The following is a 20,623-nucleotide window of genomic DNA, read 5'->3' on the forward strand; positions in this document are numbered from 1 at the left end:
GTTCGCAAGTGGGCGAACCGTGGATACCCAGCTTGTTTTCGATGCGGCGCACGTTTACACCGCCGTCACGCTTGTCGTAGATGAACATGGACAGACCGCGGCCGTCCTTTGTTCCCTCTTCCGAACGTGCCAGCACAAGATGCAGGTCGGCATCGCCGTTCGTGATGAAACGCTTCACGCCATTCAGGCGCCAGCAGTTGTTGGCTTCATCGTAAGTGGCTTTCAGCATCACGCTCTGCAGGTCGGAACCGGCATCGGGTTCGGTCAGGTCCATGGACATGGTTTCACCGGCGCAGATGCGGGGAATGAAACGGCTGTGCTGGTCTTCGTTACCGAACTCGTAAAGAGTCTCGATACAGTCTTGCAAAGACCAGATGTTGCCAAAGCCGGCATCGGCGGCAGCTACGATTTCCGCGCACATGGTGTACGGGGTAATCGGGAAGTTCAGTCCGCCGAAACGGCGCGGCATGGTCATACCGTTCAGTCCGGCCTTTACCATGGCGTCGAGGTTCTGTTTGGTGCCGCTGGCATATTCCACACGGCCGTTGGCGCAATGAGGGCCTTCTTCGTCCACACCTTCGGCATTGGGCGCGATAATCTCACCCGTAATCTCACCGGTGATTTCGAGCACCTTGTCGTAGGAGTCGATTGCATCCGCATAATCCTGCGGTGCATAATCGAACTTGTCTTTATCTTCGTAGCCACGTTCTTTCAGTTCGCAGATACGCTGCATCATCGGATTGTTCAAGTGATACTTGAGTTCCGGAATATCTGTATAAAAATTAGCCATATTGTTTTTCCCTTTAGGAGTTAGCGGAGTTAACTCCTTATTTACTATTCTGTTTGTAATACTTAATCATCTTCGGAATAACCTCTTCTACCGTACCGTTGATAACGTAGTCGGCAATGGCATTGATAGGAGCGTTCTCGTCATTGTTCACGGAGATGATGATGCCGCTCTCCTGCATTCCGGCGATGTGCTGGATTTGTCCTGAGATGCCGCAGGCGATATAGAGTTTCGGACGGACGGTTACACCCGTCTGACCTATCTGACGGTCGTGGTCGGCATAGCCCGCATCGACGGCGGCGCGGCTGGCGCCTACTTCGGCGTGAAGCTCCTTGGCGAGGTCGAACAGCATGTCGAAGTTCTCGCGGCTGCCCATGCCGTAACCGCCGGCAATGACGATGGGAGCACCTTTCAAGTTGTGTTTCGCCTTTTCTACGTGGCGGTCGATAACCTTCACTACATAGTCCGTTTCGGGAACGTACTTGGCAACGTCGTGGCGGATTACTTCACCCTTGTAGTCGGCATCCAGAATCTCTTTCTTCATCACGCCCTCGCGCACGGTCGCCATTTGCGGACGGTGTTCGGGGTTCACAATCGTTGCCACGATGTTGCCGCCGAATGCGGGACGGATTTGGTACAACAGATTTTCGTAGGTCTTGCCCTCTTTCTTATCCTCATGGTTGCCGATTTCGAGTGAGGTACAGTCGGCGGTCAGTCCGCTGGTCAGTGCGGAAGATACGCGCGGGCCGAGGTCGCGGCCGATAACGGTTGCACCCATCAGGCAGATTTGCGGCTGTTCTTCCTTGAACAGGTTGATGAGGACGGAAGAGTGGGGAAGGGAAGTGTATGGGAACAGGCCCGGAGCGTCGAATACGTGCAGTTTGTCGACGCCGAAAGGCAATACCTGCTTTTCAATACCTGCCAGATTGCTGCCGGCAGCAACTGCTTCCAGTTGGCAGCCCAACTGATTAGCCAATTTACGACCTTTGGTCAGGAGTTCGAGACTGACATCGGCTACCGTAGTGCCTTCTATCTCCAAATATACAAATACGTTATTCATAATCTTATCCTATCGTGTGGTTAGCTAACAGTTCAACAATCAAATCTTCTACATCCCGGTCGCTGCCCGTGAGCGTTTTGCTTTCTTTGGCCTGGAATGAAATATTCTGAATGGTTTTCACCTTGGTGGGCGAGCCGCTCAGACCGCATTGTGCGAGGTCGCCGTTGACGTCGGCCACACTCCATTCCGTGATGTTCAGATAAGGGTATTTCTCGTAAAGGGCTGCATACGGCAGTTCGGCGCCTTCTTTTTCAATGGCGGCTTTCTCCTGCGCACCGAGGGCGCGTTTGTATTTCTGCACCAGTTTGGCATTGCGCGGACGGCAGGGAGCAGCGCTTCCGTTAACGGTGATAACGATGGGCAGCGGACCTTCCACAGTCTCCACACCGCCGTCGATATGGCGTTTTACGGTAATCTTTCCGGCTGCTTTGTCCACATTCAGAATCTCTTCCGCATAAGTAACCTGCGTCAATCCCAACTTTTCAGCCACTTGCGGGCCTACCTGTGCCGTATCGCCGTCGATGGCCTGGCGACCGCCGATGATGATGTCATAATCGCCTATCTTCCTGATGGCGGTGGCAAGGGCGTAGGAAGTGGCCAGCGTATCGGCTCCGGCAAAAGCGCGGTCGGTCAGCAGATAGCCGTTGTCGGCGCCGCGGTAAAGTCCTTCACGGATAACTTCGGCTGCGCGTCCCGGTCCCATAGTCAGGATAGTTACGGTGGAGCCCGGATGTGCATCTTTCAGCCGGAGAGCTTGCTCAAGGGCATTCAGGTCTTCGGGGTTGAAGATGGCGGGGAGTGCCGCGCGGTTAATGGTTCCGTCGGCTTTCATGGCATCTTTCCCAACGTTGCGTGTGTCGGGAACTTGTTTTGCCAGTACAACGATTTTCAAACTCATGTTATTAATTATTAGTATTAGTATTCCATATGTCAGTACCGGGAATAGGAGTAGTAGAGTCCTGCTACTGAAATTGTCCGGTTAACTATCAGCTTGCAAATTTACGCAAAGAGTTGGGTTTGACAAGAAAACAAGGTAAAAAATGCACATCCGGGGAGATTTTGAGCAAAAACGCAAACCGTAAAAAGGGTAACGCAAACCGTAATCCGTCTACCTTCCGAATGTTCTCTCCGTTGTATTTTTGCAGCGTCGGACATATCGGTAAATCATTTTTATGCTATCCGTCGTTTTTAAATAAACCATCTATTTTTAAATAAAGCTATGTATATAGAAAAGATTAACGGGCCTGCCAACGTGAAGCGGCTTTCGGCAGGCGAACTGGAAACATTGAGTGAAGAAGTGCGCGGCGTATTGCTGAAGAAGCTGAGTGAGCACGGCGGCCATGTAGGCCCGAATCTGGGTATGGTAGAGGCTACCGTTGCCTTGCACTATGTGTTCAATTCGCCGGCAGACAAGATTGTCTACGACGTTTCCCACCAAAGTTATGCACACAAAATACTCACAGGGCGCAAGGCGGCATTTATGGACGCTGCCGCATACGATGAAGTGTCGGGCTACACCGAACCCTCGGAAAGCGAACATGACTTCTTCGTTATCGGACATACGTCGACTTCCGTCAGCCTTGCCACCGGACTTGCCAAAGCGCGCGACCTGAAAGGCGGTACGGGCAATGTGATAGCCGTAATCGGCGACGGCTCTTTAAGCGGTGGCGAGGCTTTTGAAGGGTTGAACAATGCAGCCGAATTGGGAACGAACTTCATCGTGATTGTGAACGACAACCAAATGTCCATTGCCGAAAATCACGGCGGCTTGTATCGCAACCTGCAACTGCTGCGCGAAACCGACGGTCAGGCGCCTTGCAACTTCTTTACCGCCATGGGACTGGATTATCTGTACGTGAAAGACGGCAATAACGTGCAGGCATTGATAGATGCTTTCCGAAAGGTGAAAGACATCGCCCACCCGGTTGCGGTACACATCAATACCCTCAAAGGTAAAGGCTACCGCCTTGCCGAGCAGCAGCAGGAACGTTTCCATTACAGTGCTCCGTTCTGCCTGGAGACGGGCAGCCCGGCGGTTGACTCCGGCAATGAAGAAGATTACGGCGACCTTACGGCAAGGTATCTGCTGCAAGAGATGAAGAAAGACCGTACCGTTGTCGGCATCACAGCGGGCACACCCACCGTATTCGGCTTTACGCCAGAGCGTCGCGAAGAGGCGGGGCGTCAGTTTGTCGATGTGGGCATTGCCGAGGAGCACGCCGTTGCCATGGCGTCTGCCATTGCCGCCGGTGGCGGGAAACCGGTATTCGGGGTGTACAGCACTTTCATCCAGCGCGCCTACGACCAGTTGTCGCAGGACCTCTGTATCAACAACAATCCCGCATTGATTCTCGTCTTTTGGGGCGGCGCTTCGACAATGAACGATGTCACTCACCTTTGCCTGTTCGATATTCCGGTCATAGGCAACATTCCGAACATGGTTTATCTGGCTCCTACTTGCTGTGAGGAGTATTTTGCCATGTTGGAGTGGGGGATTCATCAGACGGAGCATCCCGTAGCCATTCGTGTTCCCGCCAACGGAGTCCTTTCGCGCGGCATCGAACCGGAGAAGGATTACGGCAAGCTGCTGAACCGTTATGAAGTGGCGCACCGTGGCGGGCAGGTTGCCGTTCTTGGGCTTGGCTCTTTCTTTCAATTGGGCGAAGAAGTGGTTGGAAAGCTGAAAGAAGAAACCGGAGTGGATGCAACACTCGTCAATCCCCGTTTCATTACCGGAGTGGATGAGGCTTTGCTCGAAGATTTGAAACGCGACCACACGTTGGTGGTAACTCTCGAAGACGGTGTGCTCGACGGTGGTTTTGGCGAGAAGATTGCCCGCTATTACGGCACATCGGGCATGAAAGTGCTGAACTATGGCATCCGTAAAGAGTTTGCAGACCGTTATGATGCAGGCGAGTTGCTGCGGGACAACCGGCTGACAGTGCCGCAGATCGTGGAAGATATAAAAAAAGTAAGGTGAGAAACGTGGGAAACACCTGTTGTTTTTCTTGTTTCATACCGTCTTTTTCCCGCTTGTATATGGTGTAAAATACCGTTCGGAACGGTGTAAAACTTCGTTTCTCAATTGCGGGCTGTCCGGTTTCCGGTTGCGGGCCGTGCGGTTGCCAACTGCGGGCTCTTCGGTTGCCAATTGCAAAACGAAGAAAAGAAACAGGTATAACGACATTATGTATGAAGCTTTGCGGCATTATATATAAGGCATTGTTGTATTTTGTATCGGAGATAACCGGAGTGAAATGTGGCAAAAAACAAAGAAAACAAGGCATAATCAATTTTCTGTCCGTAAATGACAAGTATTTGTAATACAGATAGTTGGTGCGGAAGGCTGCAAAAAAAGAGTGACGACCGATATTCGGTCGTCACTCTTTTAATTTTGTCGTCACTCTCTGTATACCCGATGAATAGGGGTATGCAGGGATTTGGTGATGAGTGATGACAACTAATGCGTTTTTCTTTTTCTGTTCCGGTTTCGGAAAGATGTTATTTAATACCCAGTTTCTTGGCGATGTCTTTGGGCAGTGCATCCTTATGAACAAGGATATTCATGGTTTTGTAAGCAACGAAAGCTTTGGAAGCATACCAGATGCCTTTATACTTGCCGCTCAGTCCCCAGGAATTCTTTACCATGAAATATTCTTTTCCGTTCTGGTCTTTGGCAATGCCGTAGATAACCATGCCGTGGTCGTCGGTTGTTTCCCAGTTGTCGAAAGCAGTCTGACGCATTTCCTGAGTAACGTTGACTTCCGGCAGCGGTTTGCCGGTCAGCTCTTTGCGCTTGTCGGCAGCGGTAAGGCCTGTCCAACGAGCCATGTCCGAACCGGTGAGTTCTGCGCCGCGGGCTGCATCCGGCATAACGGCAATACCGTCGCGGGTGAAACCTTGTTCGCTCACGTCACTACCCCATGCAAAGGTGTAACCGTTCTTAATGGCATTGTCCATAACAGCCATCAGCTCGTCGATAGGCAGGTTCCAGGAAAGGCCGTTGCGCCAGTTGTCCTGAATTTCGATGGCAAACTGGGTGTAGAACGGGTGGTGTGTATACGAAGTCAGCGATACATAATCGTCCGGATTGATTCCGAGTGATTCGCCGAAAGTCTTCGGTGTGTATTCTTTTCCTTTGTAAGTGAACTTTTCAGGGCATTTGCCGAGGTAAGTGTCGTAAATGGCGTTCAGACCGTTTTTCCATACGGGAGTCAGCTTGGTGAGTCTGCCTTTGGCGATGGCATCTACGTATGCGCCTGCCACGGCATCCAGTTCGTTGTGTACAGGCAGCGAATCACCGTACATAATGCCCGGCATGGCTTCCTGCGGCACGAGTCCGTAGTTCTTCAGGCAGAACATGATGTCATAAAAACTTCCGCCCGGTGAGAAAGAACTGTCGCCGTGATAGCGTACGTAGTTCTGTCCGCGGTCTACCATGGTGTGGTGTACGACGAACATCTCGGAAAGGTCGTATTCTCCTTTGCCCATGCGCAACAGCTCGCTTTCCAGGAAACCGAGGCTGGAGAAGCTCCAGCACGTACTGGAACGGTTCTGGTTCTTGATGGACGTAATCGGGTTTTCTTTTACGGTAGTAAAGACGAATCCCTCTTCTTTGGGGGCGTCTTGTGCCATTGTATTCAGACTGAACAGTCCTAAGGCGGCAATTAATACAGACTTTTTCATCATGATTAAATTGTTATTAATTTATAGTTATGTGTGCAAATATAAACAGAATATCGTAAACAAAAGCTATCTTTGGTGCGTTAATTCTGACACTTATGGAGAAAATAATACATATAGACAATCGGAGCGGCCTGATTCTGGAGGGTGGAGGCATGCGAGGCGTATTCACCTGCGGCGTGTTGGACAATTTCATGGACCGGGGCATCCGCTTTCCTTATACGATTGGTGTCAGCGCGGGTGCATGCAACGGATTGTCGTACATGTCGGGGCAGCGGGGACGTGCCAGGTACAGCAATATCGACCTGCTGGAGAAGTATAATTATATCGGACTGAAATATCTGTTGAAGAAACGTAACATCATGGATTTCGACCTGTTGTTCCGTGAGTTTCCCGAGCATATCCTGCCGTATGATTATGATGCTTATTTCAGTTGCCCGGAGCGTTTTGTCATGGTAACCACCAACTGCCTGACCGGAGAAGCCGACTATTTTGAGGAAAAGAAGAACAAGGAGCGTGTCATCGATATTGTGCGCGCTTCGAGCAGTCTGCCTTTTGTTTGCCCCGTTACGTATGTGGATAATATTCCGATGCTGGACGGCGGCATTGCGGACAGCATTCCCCTGATGCGTGCCCGCCGCGACGGTTACGACCGCAATGTAGTGGTGCTTACGCGTAACCGGGGGTATCGGAAAGATATTCAAGGGACTAAAGTCCCATCTTTTATTTATAAGAAATATCCTCACCTGCGCGAGGCTATCAACCGGCGCAGCAGTGTTTACAACGAACAGTTGGAACTGGTGGAACGGCTGGAAGATGCGGGAGAGATTACCGTGATACGTCCGCAAAAACCGATAGTGGTGGACCGCATCGAAAGGGACATAAGCAAGCTTACCGACCTGTACGAGGAAGGGTATGCGTGTGCGGCTGCTTTCAGTTTCTCTTCTGATAATATAAAATAAACACGTAGCGAAAAAGTAAATTTGGACAAAGCGTAGCGAATTAGCTGATAGAGCGTTCGTTACGTTTTATTTTTCTATGGGCAGAGCCAACGAAATACCATCTCGAAGCCAAGGGAAAGCCGTTGGAGTATGCAGGGGAACTCTATTCGGAGGGACACGGAAGGAAATTCACGACAGAAAAGGCAGGGTTTCAAGTGGTGAAAGACCCCACGGACGGGACGAGATTAGTTCTTGCCATTGACCGAAAGCCCATTGCCGAGTGGTTCAAGGAACAGTTCGAGAAGTTAAGGCAGAACATACGCCGACCCATGCAGCCGCAACATAAAGGGATAAAACTGTAATTACCTTATTACATTGAAGTACAAAAAGTATCGTTCATACAAGGCTTGTGAATGGTACTTTTCGTATCTTTGCGACCAAAAAATAAGACTAATACACGTTAAAAATGGACTATAAAATTATTGCTTAGATTATGAAATTGATTTTATCTTTTGCTTTGTTCTGTATTGCATTCTGTTTGAACAGCAATGCGCAGGCGGACTTTTATTCTTTGCAGGCACTGGGAGACAGATACATCTATAATTCCAAATATTTTAATGAACCACGTGAAATTCAAGTATATCGAAGTGGAGTAAACGCTACTTTAGAAAGTGATTCCTTGTTAACCATTTATGTATTTGATGCTCAATATCCACCTACATTCAATCTGTTTTGTTCTACCTTCGAGTTGATATATCCCAATGTGCCTTGTGTCATAGTTGGTGTTTCCAATCCTAATAGGCAGAGTGAACTGACACCTCCTTATACCGATTTTGATTCAGTGAGCGGATATGATAATCCCGGCAAGGCAGATTCTTTGTTATTATCATTGAAAAACGAAGTAATTCCTTTCATAAAGAGTAAATATGGTACTTCTTCACGAATTCTTTTAGCTGGGCATTCTTTAGGAGGAACTTTCGTGACATATGCTATGCTTGTTAACCCTGATTTATTTCGGTGCATTTTAGCTGTTTCTCCTAACTATGTGTATAGCCAGCGGATGATGATTGACCGAATTACCTGTTTCGCAGATGAATGTCATGAGAACTGTTCACTTTATATTTATCTGGCAAATGGGAAGAAAGACAAGATGGAAGAATCTTTCACCCCCGAAATAAAGAAAGCTGCCGATATATTTTCAAATTGTTCGGAGATAGTTCTGAACTATGATTCATTGAACATAGAAAAACATAGCCATACCATTTTTGAAGGATATTACAGAGGGTTGCTGAAATTGGACAACTATATAAAACAAGCTAATTAGTTTGAAAAGAATATTTGCCCGATTATCTAACTTTAATTATGTGTTTATTAAGTACAATTTATAAAAACAGAAGAGATAAAATGCAACTTCATAATAAATTGGGATATTAGTAACTCATAGATAAAAATCGGAATAGCTTTTTTATGATACTCGTAAAAATCACCGTAGATAGTTCGTACTTTCGAAAAAAGATGTTATATTTGTAAATGAAAGAGTTATTTGACAGCATAGCAACGCAAAATGCTGAAATTCGCACAGTTGCTAAATCGTTACCTCTATTTCTCAAATAATTCGTTAAAAGTTTATTTATCAATTGGTTAAGTTAAACCGATAAAAATCTAAAATAAGATGTAAAATTGCCGGGATTAAGAACCGTAATAAGGAAATTTATTCGTATCTTTGCAGAAGAGAAAGCGGAAAGGAAAGAAAAAAGATATATTGTTTATCTCTTTTTTATCCCTCAAAAATCAGAAATGATACGTTTTCTTTTGATTTTCTGTTTGTTATGAAGTCATGGGGTTGACTGGATTTGACAGCGGGCAGAAATGGTAAGTAAGCATGCAGTGCGTCGTTGATTTGCACTTAAATCTCAGTCTTCAAAATTTTATCTGGCGAAAGACAATTTGCTCTTGCTGCTTAATCGAAGTATAGTAGATTAGCTTAATCCCGACACAAGGTGTTGGGACGAGACATCACTCGGAAGCTGTTGCTCCGAAGCATTCCGGTCAAGTGGTGCAGTCAAATCGGGGATAGTTCGTGTCAGCCTCGTGGCTCGGATGAAACTTTAGAGGATAAGGCAACGGTTGATGGCTTTGGTTCTGCCGTTGCACGAAAAATCAGGCAAAGATAAGCATGTAGAAAGCTTATGATTTCCTCGTTTGGACGAGGGTTCGATTCCCTCCAGCTCCACAGTAAATACTGATAATCAGTAATTTAAAAGAAATGCACCCGATTTTACACCCGGTAATGTAAAATCGGGTGTTTTTGTATTATTTAAGAATTGGGCTGTAAAAAAATAATGCTTGCGAAATGACTATACTCTTTTTCGCAAGCATTTATTGTAAATTGTTTGCTTTACTTACTATTTGGACTGTGCTTTTGATGATAGTAGTCTGTATTGCTACTTTGGTTTAGCTGTTGTTTCTTAATAAACTAGAGTTGGAATCATTCTATAATTTCTTCCTCACCGACGAAAGGTAGCTTCCTCAGTGAGGAAGAGGGCGTTCCTCACCGAGGAACACCCCGTTGGTTTTAAATAAACAAATATATTATTGGTGAGAAAAAGTGCATATATCAATTGAATTATGCAATATTCTTGCCTATTCTTGCATGTTTTTGCATAAATTTATGTACTATATTCTCTAGTTTGTGATGTTTGAATGAACTCTTTCTTTGCCAAATCTTAAAAATGGAACATTCATTGCTTAACGTTTATCAGCGTTAAGTGAGTACGTAACCACACGACTGTTAGGAAGGTCTGGGATATACAACATTTCATCCACTATGGTAATATCTGCCGGACCGACTAAAGGTTGAGTCAGTTGAATATTCAGAGGAATAATCTTTTTTGTCTGACAGTCGATTGCTGCTATCTGTGCCGGTGACCAATTGGTGATATACATTGTTTTTTTATCCTTAGACAAAGCAATTCCGTCATATTGTCCGGGAGTGGTGACAAATTTCTCCGGTATAGGATTTGACAAATCAGAGATTTGATAAATTACATTTGCGTCTGTTGTATTTCCATCTGCCGGATAAGATGCAACATACATTGTATCATTGTCTATAATCAGTCCGTTTGGGCCGGGGATATTCACCCATTCTACAGGTGTTCCCACAGTTTCAGGCTTACTGATATCGAGCGCGAATATTTTGTTGCTGTTTGTCACTGAAGCATACAGTGTGTCGCCATTGGCTGCCAAATCGTTTACAAAAAGGTTGCCTTCAGGAAAGTGGATGATTTGAGGAGCTTCGTCACGTGCCTGTAAGTTATATACAACCAGCTTGTTGACGTCGCAAATAAAAAGATAGTTATCACGTACAAACATCCCTTTCGGTGCGGAAAGATTGCCGTCAGTAGAAATTAAGGTATGGACATTGCCATCTTTATAAAATGAGATATATCCTTTCCCTTCGGTATTGAGCGGATTGAGTTGCTCTGTTCCAAAGCTGGCTATTAACAAACCGTCTTGATAAGGATAAGTGCTTTCACAAAAACGAAGACCATCGGTTACGACGGCCTTTACCGATTGTGAAGACTGCGTTTCATCTTTTGACTGAGGCTTTTTTAGTTGGCAGGATGTCATTACAAATGCAAAGATGGTAATTGCCATTGTAGAGAAAATCTGTTTTTTCATAACTCAACAGTGTTTTTTGTTTTTACTTCTATTTCTTTGGGCAAAAATACGCGTTTCATAACTAAAGAGTACTATCTGTTTGGCTCATAATGTTGCCTGTTCGGCTTATTGGGCTTTTTTTCGTATCCGATATTCGGTAGGTGTAGCTCCAAACTGTATTTTAAATAACCGCGCGAAATGTGAACCGGTCACAAATCCGCTATTTTCGGCAATTTCTTCAATTGTATAGTCTGTTGTGCCAAGCAGGTAGGCGGCATGTGTTAATTTTTTGCTTCTTATCCATGTTTGTGGTGCTTCTCCGTATTCCCGGGAAAATTCGCGTTTGAAACTAGATAAACTTCTTCCCGATAATCGGGCTAATTCTTTAATTGTGACAGGAGTATAGAGATATTTGTCGAGAACAGTGGATAATTCAGGGTTTTCGCTAAGAGCAGCATCAAATAAAAATGAACTGATAAGCTTTTGGTATGGGCTGTCAAGCAAGAGATATATCAATTCTAGGAATTTCAGCCGGATGAGTTCGAATGTAAAGGAACTATTACCGGTACTGTATGCGGCGAGCGAGGAAAATAATCTTTCTATATCTTCATTATGAGGTATAATTTTGACAGCTACTTTGGGCGTTGAAGATAGAACGGACGGATAAGCTGCAAAACGAGTGTTGAGTTGTTCTACCAAGTCTTGTGCTACTTTTTTGCTGAAAAAGAGCATAATGCTTTGAAAACCACTCTCTCCTGCAATATATTCGGACATGACATACTCGCCGCGCGGAATGAGAAGTAATTCACCGGGATGAATATTGAATTGACTTTGTGCTGTTTTTATCTGTTTCATTCCTGTGAGTATATAGACCAATGCATGGTGGGTAAGAAAAGCATCGAAGTTCTCCTGGCCGGTAGCATTGACATACTGTAACAAACGAATATTTTTATCAGTAGTTCCGGGATAAATGATGTCATCGGGAACAAAAAGTCGTTTTGTTGGCATAGCGTTGAAATGTTGTTTCTTAGTGATTCGTTGTGTAGAATGTTAGTACAAAGGTAATTATTTAAATAGAACCTCATGCCTTTATTCTATATAAATTTGTAACATAACGATATTTAAGAGCCTGATAGACTGCTACAATACCAAAGATTTTATTTACATTTGTCCTTGTAAACAAAATCTAAGTAGAAAACATGAGAAAACAACTATCAGTCACATTCGTTTGTTTCCTTTTTGTTTCGGCTGCGACATTCGCTCAAAGCTGGAAACCTTATGAAAAGATTGCGGAGGAAAAGACTTACAAGAAATCCGATTGCGTGACATTATTGGACAGCACGCTGGTATCTGTCCAACCTACCGGGCAAGGTTCTTTTGCTGTGTGTAAAGTTATCAAGGTACAGACTCCGAAAGGAGCGGTGGCTAACCGGATAATTAAATATGACTATGATCCGCTAACTGCTTATGCCGAATTCAAACATGTAACCATTTATCGTGCGGATGGTCGGGTAGAAGAACTCGATGTGAAGAAAACTTGTGATTATGCTGCTCCCGCACGGGCGATTTATTGGGGAGCGAGACAGATAATGCTTGAGGTAGGTGCTCTGCATCCCGGTGATATCGTAGATTACGAAATTGCCAAAAAAGGTTTTACCTATGCTTTGCTCGGTGTCCACATAGAGTATTTTCCGCTTGTTTTCGGGCAGTTCAGCCGTGTAGCTTAGTACCGTCCCGTTTTTCAGCGCAGCCGCCACGATTGCGGAGACGTTGAACGTCTTCTTGCTCTTGGCTTTTCCGATTGACGCGCTGAAATTCCCCAGCGTACCGATGACGGAGCCTCGCACTTTCAGGATTTCGGGTGCCTTCTCGTAGTCTTCCGAAAGGTCGAGCCGTGAGGCTTGCCATAGGATTACCGCCTCTTCGGGCGTGATGTTTCTTTCCTTGTTGTCCATACCGCACCTCCCTATCTGCGTAATGGCTCTGTCTATCCTCCCGCTTTTCTTGATGCGGTTTGCTGTGGGTATGCTGCACCCGAACAGCCGGGCTATGCCGCCTATCCCGTACACGTATTTCTTGTCCTTGTCGGCTGCTGGCTGGGCTGGCTTCGTTCCGCTTCCCTGCAAGGCATGGCGGTTCAGGAATATGAACTCTTCGCCCGTCATCTGCCATACGGGCTTTGATAAAAGGTCTCTAATTTCCATATCAAAATGAAATTAACGTTTGTACTGCAAGCCCTGTGCATGGGCTTTTTACTTCGTTCGAACAGTGCAAAGTTACTTCCGGGTACGGGTGGTAAGGATGTGGATAGCGTGATTTGAATATCACGCTATCTTGTTAAATATCAGTAAGTAATAGAGCGTGGTGGAAATTATTTTGAGTGGTAAAAGTGGTGGTATCGTGGAATGTCGGGACATATCATCGACTATCGGAATATTGACCGCATTTCCTTTGCGAATTCCTGATTGCTGTCATTGGGAAAATCGGAAACGGGTTCTTTGTATTTTGACTTGTAGTATGCGTCGTCTATTCCCAGCAGGTTCATGATGTCCTCTTTCCATTTCTCTCTGTCCGGCTTGGGCAGCGTTTCACTCATAAGGAAAATGAGATAGCATACGCGCGCCTTCTCCCTCGGTCTTGTTTTCAGTCTGCCTTCGCATGGTTGCAGGTTCATGCTGGCGTAGAAGTCCAGTTCGGAAACGGCTTCGAACTGTTCACCGTTGCATTTCTCATAAATGACTGACAAGAGTTTCATGGGGAAGTAGGCGGGTTGGCTTGTCGGTGTGGTGGCGGTTTCCTTTTCCTCCCCCTCCTTTTGGTCGGTCAGGTATTTTTCAAGGATTGCCAATAGTGAGCCGCCCAGCCTGCAAATGTCCCCGCAACGGTTTTTCAGGCATTGCAGGGCTTCCCGCCTTGCCTGCCCCTTCGCCTGTACAGTTCATCCAGTTTGGCTTTCTCCTTGTCGTATTCCCGCTTGCACCGTTCGTACCTTTTTTCCAGCAGTTCTTCTTCCTGATGGTCATGCTTCCTGAAGCCTACCGCTTCCAAAGAGCCGTTGGCTTCCATGAGTTCCCGGTAATATCCGTTTGTGACTTTCATCTGTCTGTCGATGTCCCAGTCAAAACGGCTTTCATGCCGTCGGCAGACGTATTCGGTATCGAGACGGTCGAAAAACTCCCTGCAGGTGTTGTAAGTCGAGATGTTGCTCTCAATCTCCCGTTTCAGGCTGTTCAGTAATATGGAGAAGTGTGCTGCGTCCATTTCAAGCATGAGGCTGATGAGTGCCGTCTCAAAGGTCTGCGTGTCCCCGTACTGTTCGTAGAAATCGGAAATGAATTGCTGCTTCTCAAAAGAAAAACTACCGCCAGACATTATTTCGGTATATATCTTGTTGAGTTTCCCGTAGTGGGGTATCATCGATGTTATTCTTTCGTCCATAGTTATATCAGATTAAATTTAGTCATAGCGTTGATTTTAATCTCATCTGCTATATCAATATAGGGCTTCATCGCTTTGTAATCGCTGTGTCCCGTCCATTTCATTACTACTTGTACTGGAATGCCAAGTGCCAAAGCATTACAGATAAATGTTCGTCTTCCGGTGTGAGTACTTAATAATGCGTATTTAGGTGTAACTTCGTCTATTCGTTCATTTCCTCTATAATATGTTTCTCGTATTGGTTCATCTATTTCTGCCAGTTGTCCCAGTTCTTTTAAAAATTCGTTCATTCTTTGATTGCTTACAACTGGCAATGCCTTGTCATTAGGGAACGGCACACCTTTGTACTTTTCGAGTATTGCCTTGCTGTGGTCATTTAATTCAATAATAAGACTGTCTGCCGTCTTTATGGTAATAACTTCGATATGACCGTTTTTAACATCACTACGTTTCAAATTATACACATCGGAGTGACGTAATCCGGTGAAACAGCAAAATAGCAATACATCCCTTACTCTTTCGAGGTATTTCTTTGTTGGTGGTATTGGGCAGGTTCTTAGTTTATTTATTTCATTTTGGGTGAGGAATATCACTTTTTTGGGTGCACTCTTCATTTTAGGCGTGAATTTATCATAAGCCATGTTTTGGTGATACCCTTTTCGATTACTCCAACGTAAGAACCATTTTACGAATTTGATTTGTTTGGCAATGGAAGTGTTGCGCATGTTTTTTTCTGTACGCAAAAATTCTATATAGTCATTGAAATGTTTTTCCGTCCAACTGTCAAACGTAGTATTAGGGTCAAATGTATAAATGTGTTTTTTGACTGTTGCAAACTTTTTGAGGGTTGAGGAAGATCAGTCATTTTGTTTGCTACATTCTGCTACAAATTCATTGAAAACTTTCATGAAGTCTAATTCAGCCTTTTGCTTTTCCTCATGGTTTTCTTTCTTTTCCCCTTTTGTCTTTAGGTTGAACGCTTCCTTAATTTGTGCAGGGGTGGGTATTACATCTTGCACCTCGAATTCTTTGAACACATTCTGTATTTCGGTGTATTGCCGCAATAGTTCGGCGTTGATTTCGGATGCACTTTGCTTTAGCTTGTTGGTACAACCGTTTCTAACCCGTTGCTTGTCTGTGTCCCATTTTTCTACATCGATTCTATATCCCGTAGTAAATTCGATACGCTGACTGGCAAAGATAACACGCATACGGATTGGCACATTCTTTGTGACTGGAATACCGTCTTTTTTGCGGCTTTCCGGTGCAAAAATGATATTTCTTTTAATATTCATAATTGGGTGTGTTTGAAAATGACACCCAAAAATACACCCGAAAAATGAGATATACAATGATATTAAGAGATATTTAGATTAATGAAAGAAAGAGATAAATAACTGATTACATGATATTTGATATTCTGTGAAATTTTATAAAAAGGTTCGAGAGACACCCTCCAGCTCCACAAATTGAAAAGTAAAGCCGCTGTTTTTCAGTGGCTTTACTTTTTGTGTATTTAAATACGTTCTCTTTTCAAAAAACGTTTTATAATATTTCAATCTCTTCTTTAGATAATCCGGTAGCTTGTGAAATGACCTCAATAGCCACACCTAATTTTTTCAAATTACGGGCACTTTCTTTTACTCCTTCTTTATGACCTTTTGCCAATCCTTTATTCAACCCCTCTTCAATACCTTCGGCTCTACCTTCAGCTCTACCCTCAGCTCTACCTTCGGCTTTGCCTTCAGCTCTTCCTTCTTCACGTTCGGTATTGATATTGTCACGAAGGATTACAATATTATCCAAGTGGCGGTAATACGCAACAAGCTCATCCTTGGTCATGCTGTCCAGTTTCAACCTCTCACGGGCCTCTTCCAGACCGGGAGCTGTAGCTGTAGAAGGTATCTCCCCGGTATTCAAATAATAAATCCATTCTTCCAAAGGACTCCTGGCTACCTGATTGAAATCGTTTACTTTCAGGATATAATATTCGGGATATAACTGGCTCACCGCATCCACCTTGAATGTCTGCTTTTGGAAAGGGGTGAGTTCAAGAAGGTCATTGGTGTGGATACCTCTGAACTCCGTCTTTCCATGATAAACGAAATCGGTTCCATGTCCCAGAGAGAAATAGACGATATTAACGCTATAGACCTTGCGGACCTTGTCATAGCTTTCCCCTCTATTGATATACTCGGTCACCAATTTGGAAGTGCCGAACAGCATACGCTGGAAGTAGGCGTATTCATTATTGTTCTGTACCTCTATCAATACCAGCTCACCTTTGGAATTCTCGGCAAGCATGTCGACGCGGTTATACTTGTCATACTCGTCCTCCTGATTGCTTTCGCTCTCAAGAAGCCGCCGGATAATGATCTTTTCACCCAATAACGTAGTGAGCAGGCCTTCCAGTACACTGAAATTAGCCTTGTTCCTGAGCAGACGTTTCATCGCCCAGTCAAAACGGATTATCTGATTTTCGTTGCTATTTTTCATTATATAATATATTGATTCTTACAAAGATAGGTAAAATACTTTAGATTACAAAAGAATGCAGGGAGATAATATAATCTTCATAAGCGACAGGTATACTGTTTTCTTCACTGCGTCTTGAAATTTTGTTTCTGCTTATCTTTTGCCGCACATTCCGGACAAAGCCCTTTCAGTACATAATTGATGCTGTTCAGCGTAAATCCTTCCGGTACTTGTACTACCGGTGTAGGGATATTCTGGAAGCAGAATGTCTTGTTGCAACTCTCGCAATGAAAATGAGTGTGCAGGTCGTTGACTTCGCAAGAGCAGCTTGCACTGCATACCGCATATTTGAAAGAACCTGTCCCGTCATCGATGCTGTGTATCAGGTGGTGAGAAAGGAAAAGGGTGATGGTACGGAAGATAGAGGATTTATCAACCGTATCCAGCATATTTTCCAAATCGAGTAAAGAGACGGAGCGTCCTGCCTTGAGCATGGCCTGCAATACTAATATGCGTATGGCGGTGGGCTGTATCTCTCTCTTTGCCAACAAGGCTAAATAATCCTTTTCTTTCATATGCTTTTCCCTTTCTATTTTATCAGTTTCTGTACGCGGATGGCATTTACTATGGCGATAAGAGCCACGCCGACATCTGCAAAGACAGCTTCCCACAGGGTAGCCAGTCCGCCGGCACCTAAAGCCAGTACCAATAGTTTAACTCCGAAAGCCAGCGAAATGTTCTGCCATACAATCCGGCGTGTCTGCTTGCCGGCACAAATGGCTGTAGCTACTTTTGAGGGCTGGTCGGTTTGTATTACGACATCGGCAGTCTCGATGGCTGCGTCGCTGCCCAGTCCGCCCATTGCGATACCTACATGGCTGAGGGCAAGGACGGGAGCATCGTTGATGCCGTCGCCTACAAAGGCTATCCGGTTGGCAGTGTTTCGTTTCAGTTCCTCTATGTGCTCTACTTTACCGTCGGGCAGCAGGTCGCCATACGCTCGCGCCACCCCTAACTTCTCTGCAAAGTTAGTGACAATTGCCTGCTTGTCTCCCGATAATATCTGAATATTATTGATATTTAAAGCTTTCAGCTCTTCTATGGCTGTACAGGCATCGTCTTTCAGTGTATCGGATAGCAGCAGATAACCTGCGTAGGCTGAACCTATGGCGCAGACTACCACTGTATCGGTGATTTCGGATAATTCCTGCGGGTATTCCACCTTATATTCGGACAATAAGCGGGTGTTTCCTGCCAAGACACGCTGTCCGTCTATCCTTGCTTCGAGTCCGCGGCCTGCAATTTCTGTAACTTCTGTTGCCGGAGACAAGAGTATATGCCTTTGCTTTGCATACCCGGTGATAGCTTTGGCTATGGGGTGTGTACTGTTTTGTTCCGCAGAAGCTATGACTTGAAGCAGCTTCTCTTCGGATATGCCTTGCGGGGTATGACAAGACTGTACTTCAAACGTTCCTTTGGTCAGCGTGCCCGTCTTGTCGAAGACCACCGTATTGATTCTGGCAATGGCATCTAAGTAATTGCCGCCTTTAAACAGTATTCCCAGACGGGATGCCGCACCGATGCCGCCGAAATATCCCAAGGGAATGCTTACTACCAGGGCGCAGGGGCATGAGATAACCAGAAATACAAGTGCCCGATACATCCAGTCGTTAAAGATAAACGAAAACTGCGCGTTTGCCAGTGAATAGAGGAAAGGGAGCAGCACGATCAATGCCGCCAGCCCGGTTACAATCGGCGTATAGACGCGGGCGAACTTGCGTATGAACAATTCGGCCGGTGCTTTACGTTCAGACGCATTCTGTACCAGTTCCAGTATACGTGAGAGCGCGCTCTTCTCAAAAGGCCGTGTTACTTCCACCCTGATAACCTTATCCGTGGAAATCATTCCGGCAAGGACTTCCCCGCCTTTACGGATGGTGCGCGGTATGCTTTCGCCTGTGAGTGCGGAAGTGTTGAAGGCGGCAGCTTCATCCAGCATTTTTCCATCCAGCGGAACACGTTCTCCGGTTTTTACTTCGATGATGTCGCCCGTCTGTACGTGGCGGGGAGATGTGACAACGGTCTCATTGCCTTTGATGACCGTTGCCGTTTCCGGACGTACGTCAATCAGTGCGCTGATATTTCGCTTTGCCTTGCTCACCGCCCTTTCCTGAAATAGCTCTCCCAGTGAGTAGAACAGCATTACGGCTACGCCTTCCGGATACTCCTTGATATAGAAAGCTCCTAATGTAGCGATGGACATCAGTGTGAATTCACTGAAAATGTCCTTTTGCAGGATGCTTTCCCACGCCTCTTTCAGTACGGGCAGGCCTACAGGCAGGTATGCCGCCAGGTACCAGGCAAACATAACAGTGTCATCTGCAAAGAATCCCATACCTGTAGCTTTCAGGATGATTCCGCTGAAAAGCAGGGCGGCCGAAAGCAGGATTCTCCCGTATTCCTTTAAGAAACCGGTGTGTTCCGGTTGCTTGTCTGGCTGTGCGTTACCGTGTGCACAACAACATGTACAATTATTATTTCCCATATTATCTCTTGTTTTTGATACAAAGGTAGATAATAGGGAATGCAACCAGGTTGCAAAGTCGCTCTGTTGCGGGCAATGCTCAGATTTCCAGCATCTTTTTTTCTCTTTCCAAATCTTTTTCGTTGAACAAAGGAGAAGGAACGGAGCAGGTTTTGATATAATCGCCCGGCTGGCAGGTATAGTTATAATAAGGTATCTGTTCTTCCGTCAGCTCTTCTTTGGGGATGATAGTGCCTTTCAGTTCCAGGAAGTCGTCCATGCCGGTGCTGTCCGAGTGTTTGATAAACAGTATTCTTCGGGCTATCGGGTTGCGGTTGTAGTCGAGACAGAGGTAAAGCCCTTTGAGCATATGCGGAAAATCGTACATAGGCAGTTGCAGGTAGATTGTGAACAGTGCCATTTGCGGTGACTCCCGTTCATTGAATATGATGTAGGAGTTCTGGTGGTTGCTGAAAATACCTGTTCCGAAATGGGTGGTATTGTAGGCGCTCATGTGTACGACTTTCACATAGCCGTTGTTTTCGGATGTTGTGATAAGATAAGGCTCTACTTTCAGGGCATTGGTCGAAGAGGAAAGGCTGTAACTGATGTATATGCCGCTGTAGTTATATGCGTCTTGTACGGAACGGAGCATCTCTTCCGACAGCATGTCCAGAAACGGATTCTCTTTCTGTCCGGTGGCAACCGCAGGCTCCAGTGCATACAACTGTTCTTTTAACTCTTTCAGATTGCCGAGAAGGCGTTTTTTCGATACATTGTTCACTTGCGACAGGGCGTAGTCCAATGCTTCTTCTTCATTATTCCCTTTTTTAATGCATCCGATATAGGTAGGCAATACGCTTGAGTAGAGCGAGGACAGTACACTTGCCGCCATATTGGTATGGTCGGCTATCTCTTTCATCTTTACACCTTTGTTGCGCAGGTATTCAATGCGTCTGTATATTTCAGGCAGTTCGTTCATGTCGTTGTGATATAATGGCTCTTTATTCAAAATGTCTGCAAAGAAAGCCGTGGGATGTTATGCTTTCATTACA

The 20,623-nt window shown here is 45.5% G+C and carries 13 protein-coding genes, 1 other RNA gene and 6 pseudogenes; 6 read left to right on the forward strand and 14 right to left on the reverse strand.

Annotated features, from left to right (window positions below):
* From AB5903_RS17390 to AB5903_RS17400, 3 genes are all read right to left on the reverse strand, one after another.
* Positions 1-790, reverse strand: a 790-nt coding sequence (locus AB5903_RS17390; protein WP_368118078.1) for an acyl-CoA dehydrogenase family protein, incomplete at its 3' end; no start/stop codon positions are given.
* 37 nt (positions 791-827) lie between these two features.
* Positions 828-1,847: an electron transfer flavoprotein subunit alpha/FixB family protein gene (locus AB5903_RS17395; RefSeq protein WP_016662568.1), complete on the reverse strand. Its 1,020-nt coding sequence runs from the start codon at positions 1,845-1,847 to the stop codon at positions 828-830.
* A gap of 4 nt (positions 1,848-1,851) precedes the next feature.
* Positions 1,852-2,745, reverse strand: coding sequence for an electron transfer flavoprotein subunit beta/FixA family protein (locus AB5903_RS17400; RefSeq protein ID WP_005654485.1), 894 nt, complete (start codon positions 2,743-2,745; stop codon positions 1,852-1,854).
* A gap of 321 nt (positions 2,746-3,066) precedes the next feature.
* Here AB5903_RS17400 and AB5903_RS17405 point away from each other — a divergent pair, with 321 nt between their 5' ends.
* Complete coding sequence (locus AB5903_RS17405) at positions 3,067-4,827, forward strand: 1-deoxy-D-xylulose-5-phosphate synthase (protein ID WP_195658511.1); 1,761 nt, start codon at positions 3,067-3,069, stop codon at positions 4,825-4,827.
* Between the two features lie 521 nt (positions 4,828-5,348).
* Here AB5903_RS17405 and AB5903_RS17410 read toward each other — a convergent pair.
* Positions 5,349-6,533 (reverse strand): aminopeptidase C, encoded by a 1,185-nt coding sequence (locus AB5903_RS17410; protein ID WP_195658518.1) that lies wholly within the window; start codon positions 6,531-6,533, stop codon positions 5,349-5,351.
* Positions 6,534-6,628: 95 nt separating this feature from the next.
* Here AB5903_RS17410 and AB5903_RS17415 point away from each other — a divergent pair, with 95 nt between their 5' ends.
* From AB5903_RS17415 to ssrA, 4 genes and pseudogenes are all read left to right on the forward strand, one after another.
* Entirely contained in the window at positions 6,629-7,492 is an 864-nt protein-coding gene (locus tag AB5903_RS17415; protein WP_195658510.1) for a patatin family protein, read from the forward strand.
* Positions 7,493-7,602: 110 nt separating this feature from the next.
* Positions 7,603-7,833: pseudogene (locus AB5903_RS17420) on the forward strand (mobilization protein); the annotation flags it as partial.
* A gap of 131 nt (positions 7,834-7,964) precedes the next feature.
* Positions 7,965-8,795 (forward strand): alpha/beta hydrolase, encoded by an 831-nt coding sequence (locus AB5903_RS17425; RefSeq protein WP_117742095.1) that lies wholly within the window; start codon positions 7,965-7,967, stop codon positions 8,793-8,795.
* Positions 8,796-9,310: 515 nt separating this feature from the next.
* Positions 9,311-9,707, forward strand: a transfer-messenger RNA (tmRNA) gene (ssrA, locus tag AB5903_RS17430).
* A 512-nt stretch (positions 9,708-10,219) separates the two neighbouring features.
* Here the strand turns inward: ssrA and AB5903_RS17435 are convergent.
* Both AB5903_RS17435 and AB5903_RS17440 read right to left on the reverse strand, forming a co-directional pair.
* A complete protein-coding gene (locus tag AB5903_RS17435; protein ID WP_195658714.1) occupies positions 10,220-11,152 on the reverse strand; it encodes a hypothetical protein in 933 nt (310 codons plus the stop codon).
* 105 nt (positions 11,153-11,257) lie between these two features.
* A complete protein-coding gene (locus AB5903_RS17440) occupies positions 11,258-12,139 on the reverse strand; it encodes a helix-turn-helix transcriptional regulator (RefSeq protein WP_195658713.1) in 882 nt (293 codons plus the stop codon).
* Positions 12,140-12,330: 191 nt separating this feature from the next.
* On the opposite strand from AB5903_RS17440, the pseudogene AB5903_RS17445 reads away from it, so the two are divergent.
* A pseudogene (locus AB5903_RS17445) lies at positions 12,331-12,801 on the forward strand (DUF3857 domain-containing protein); the annotation flags it as partial.
* On the opposite strand, the pseudogene AB5903_RS17450 reads toward AB5903_RS17445, so the two are convergent.
* The 8 genes and pseudogenes from AB5903_RS17450 to AB5903_RS17485 all read right to left on the reverse strand — a co-directional run.
* Positions 12,793-13,086: pseudogene (locus tag AB5903_RS17450) on the reverse strand (mobilization protein); the annotation flags it as partial. The pseudogenes AB5903_RS17445 and AB5903_RS17450 overlap by 9 nt on opposite strands.
* 6 nt (positions 13,087-13,092) lie before the next feature.
* A pseudogene (locus AB5903_RS17455) lies at positions 13,093-13,335 on the reverse strand (DUF3853 family protein); the annotation flags it as partial.
* A 221-nt stretch (positions 13,336-13,556) separates the two neighbouring features.
* Positions 13,557-14,569, reverse strand: a pseudogene (locus AB5903_RS17460) (hypothetical protein).
* A gap of 2 nt (positions 14,570-14,571) precedes the next feature.
* A pseudogene (locus tag AB5903_RS17465) lies at positions 14,572-15,864 on the reverse strand (tyrosine-type recombinase/integrase).
* A 250-nt stretch (positions 15,865-16,114) separates the two neighbouring features.
* The gene (locus AB5903_RS17470; RefSeq protein ID WP_272710957.1) at positions 16,115-17,065 is read right to left on the reverse strand and encodes an Rpn family recombination-promoting nuclease/putative transposase; all 951 of its coding nucleotides are present in this window, start codon (positions 17,063-17,065) and stop codon (positions 16,115-16,117) included.
* 104 nt (positions 17,066-17,169) lie between these two features.
* Positions 17,170-17,619, reverse strand: coding sequence for a Fur family transcriptional regulator (locus tag AB5903_RS17475; protein ID WP_005654528.1), 450 nt, complete (start codon positions 17,617-17,619; stop codon positions 17,170-17,172).
* Positions 17,620-17,633: 14 nt separating this feature from the next.
* The gene (locus tag AB5903_RS17480; protein ID WP_272710955.1) at positions 17,634-19,589 is read right to left on the reverse strand and encodes a heavy metal translocating P-type ATPase; all 1,956 of its coding nucleotides are present in this window, start codon (positions 19,587-19,589) and stop codon (positions 17,634-17,636) included.
* Between the two features lie 79 nt (positions 19,590-19,668).
* Entirely contained in the window at positions 19,669-20,550 is an 882-nt protein-coding gene (locus AB5903_RS17485) for a hypothetical protein (RefSeq protein ID WP_117742103.1), read from the reverse strand.
* Positions 20,551-20,623: the final 73 nt, after the last annotated feature.

Source organism: Bacteroides sp. 2201st1_D9_2201SCRN_220225 (genome assembly GCF_040928965.1).
Classification (GTDB): domain Bacteria; phylum Bacteroidota; class Bacteroidia; order Bacteroidales; family Bacteroidaceae; genus Bacteroides; species Bacteroides stercoris.

What these genes read in the sequence shown, in the direction of transcription:
- AB5903_RS17410 (WP_195658518.1), bottom strand. Translation starts at nt 6,533, where the DNA reads ATGAAAAAGTCTGTATTAATTGCCGCCTTAGGACTGTTCAGTCTGAAT.
- AB5903_RS17405 (WP_195658511.1), top strand. Translation starts at nt 3,067, where the DNA reads ATGTATATAGAAAAGATTAACGGGCCTGCCAACGTGAAGCGGCTTTCG.
- AB5903_RS17480 (WP_272710955.1), bottom strand. Translation starts at nt 19,589, where the DNA reads ATGGGAAATAATAATTGTACATGTTGTTGTGCACACGGTAACGCACAG.
- AB5903_RS17485 (WP_117742103.1), bottom strand. Translation starts at nt 20,550, where the DNA reads ATGAACGAACTGCCTGAAATATACAGACGCATTGAATACCTGCGCAAC.
- AB5903_RS17435 (WP_195658714.1), bottom strand. Translation starts at nt 11,152, where the DNA reads ATGAAAAAACAGATTTTCTCTACAATGGCAATTACCATCTTTGCATTT.
- AB5903_RS17395 (WP_016662568.1), bottom strand. Translation starts at nt 1,847, where the DNA reads ATGAATAACGTATTTGTATATTTGGAGATAGAAGGCACTACGGTAGCC.
- AB5903_RS17470 (WP_272710957.1), bottom strand. Translation starts at nt 17,065, where the DNA reads ATGAAAAATAGCAACGAAAATCAGATAATCCGTTTTGACTGGGCGATG.
- AB5903_RS17400 (WP_005654485.1), bottom strand. Translation starts at nt 2,745, where the DNA reads ATGAGTTTGAAAATCGTTGTACTGGCAAAACAAGTTCCCGACACACGC.
- AB5903_RS17475 (WP_005654528.1), bottom strand. Translation starts at nt 17,619, where the DNA reads ATGAAAGAAAAGGATTATTTAGCCTTGTTGGCAAAGAGAGAGATACAG.
- AB5903_RS17440 (WP_195658713.1), bottom strand. Translation starts at nt 12,139, where the DNA reads ATGCCAACAAAACGACTTTTTGTTCCCGATGACATCATTTATCCCGGA.
- AB5903_RS17425 (WP_117742095.1), top strand. Translation starts at nt 7,965, where the DNA reads ATGAAATTGATTTTATCTTTTGCTTTGTTCTGTATTGCATTCTGTTTG.
- AB5903_RS17415 (WP_195658510.1), top strand. Translation starts at nt 6,629, where the DNA reads ATGGAGAAAATAATACATATAGACAATCGGAGCGGCCTGATTCTGGAG.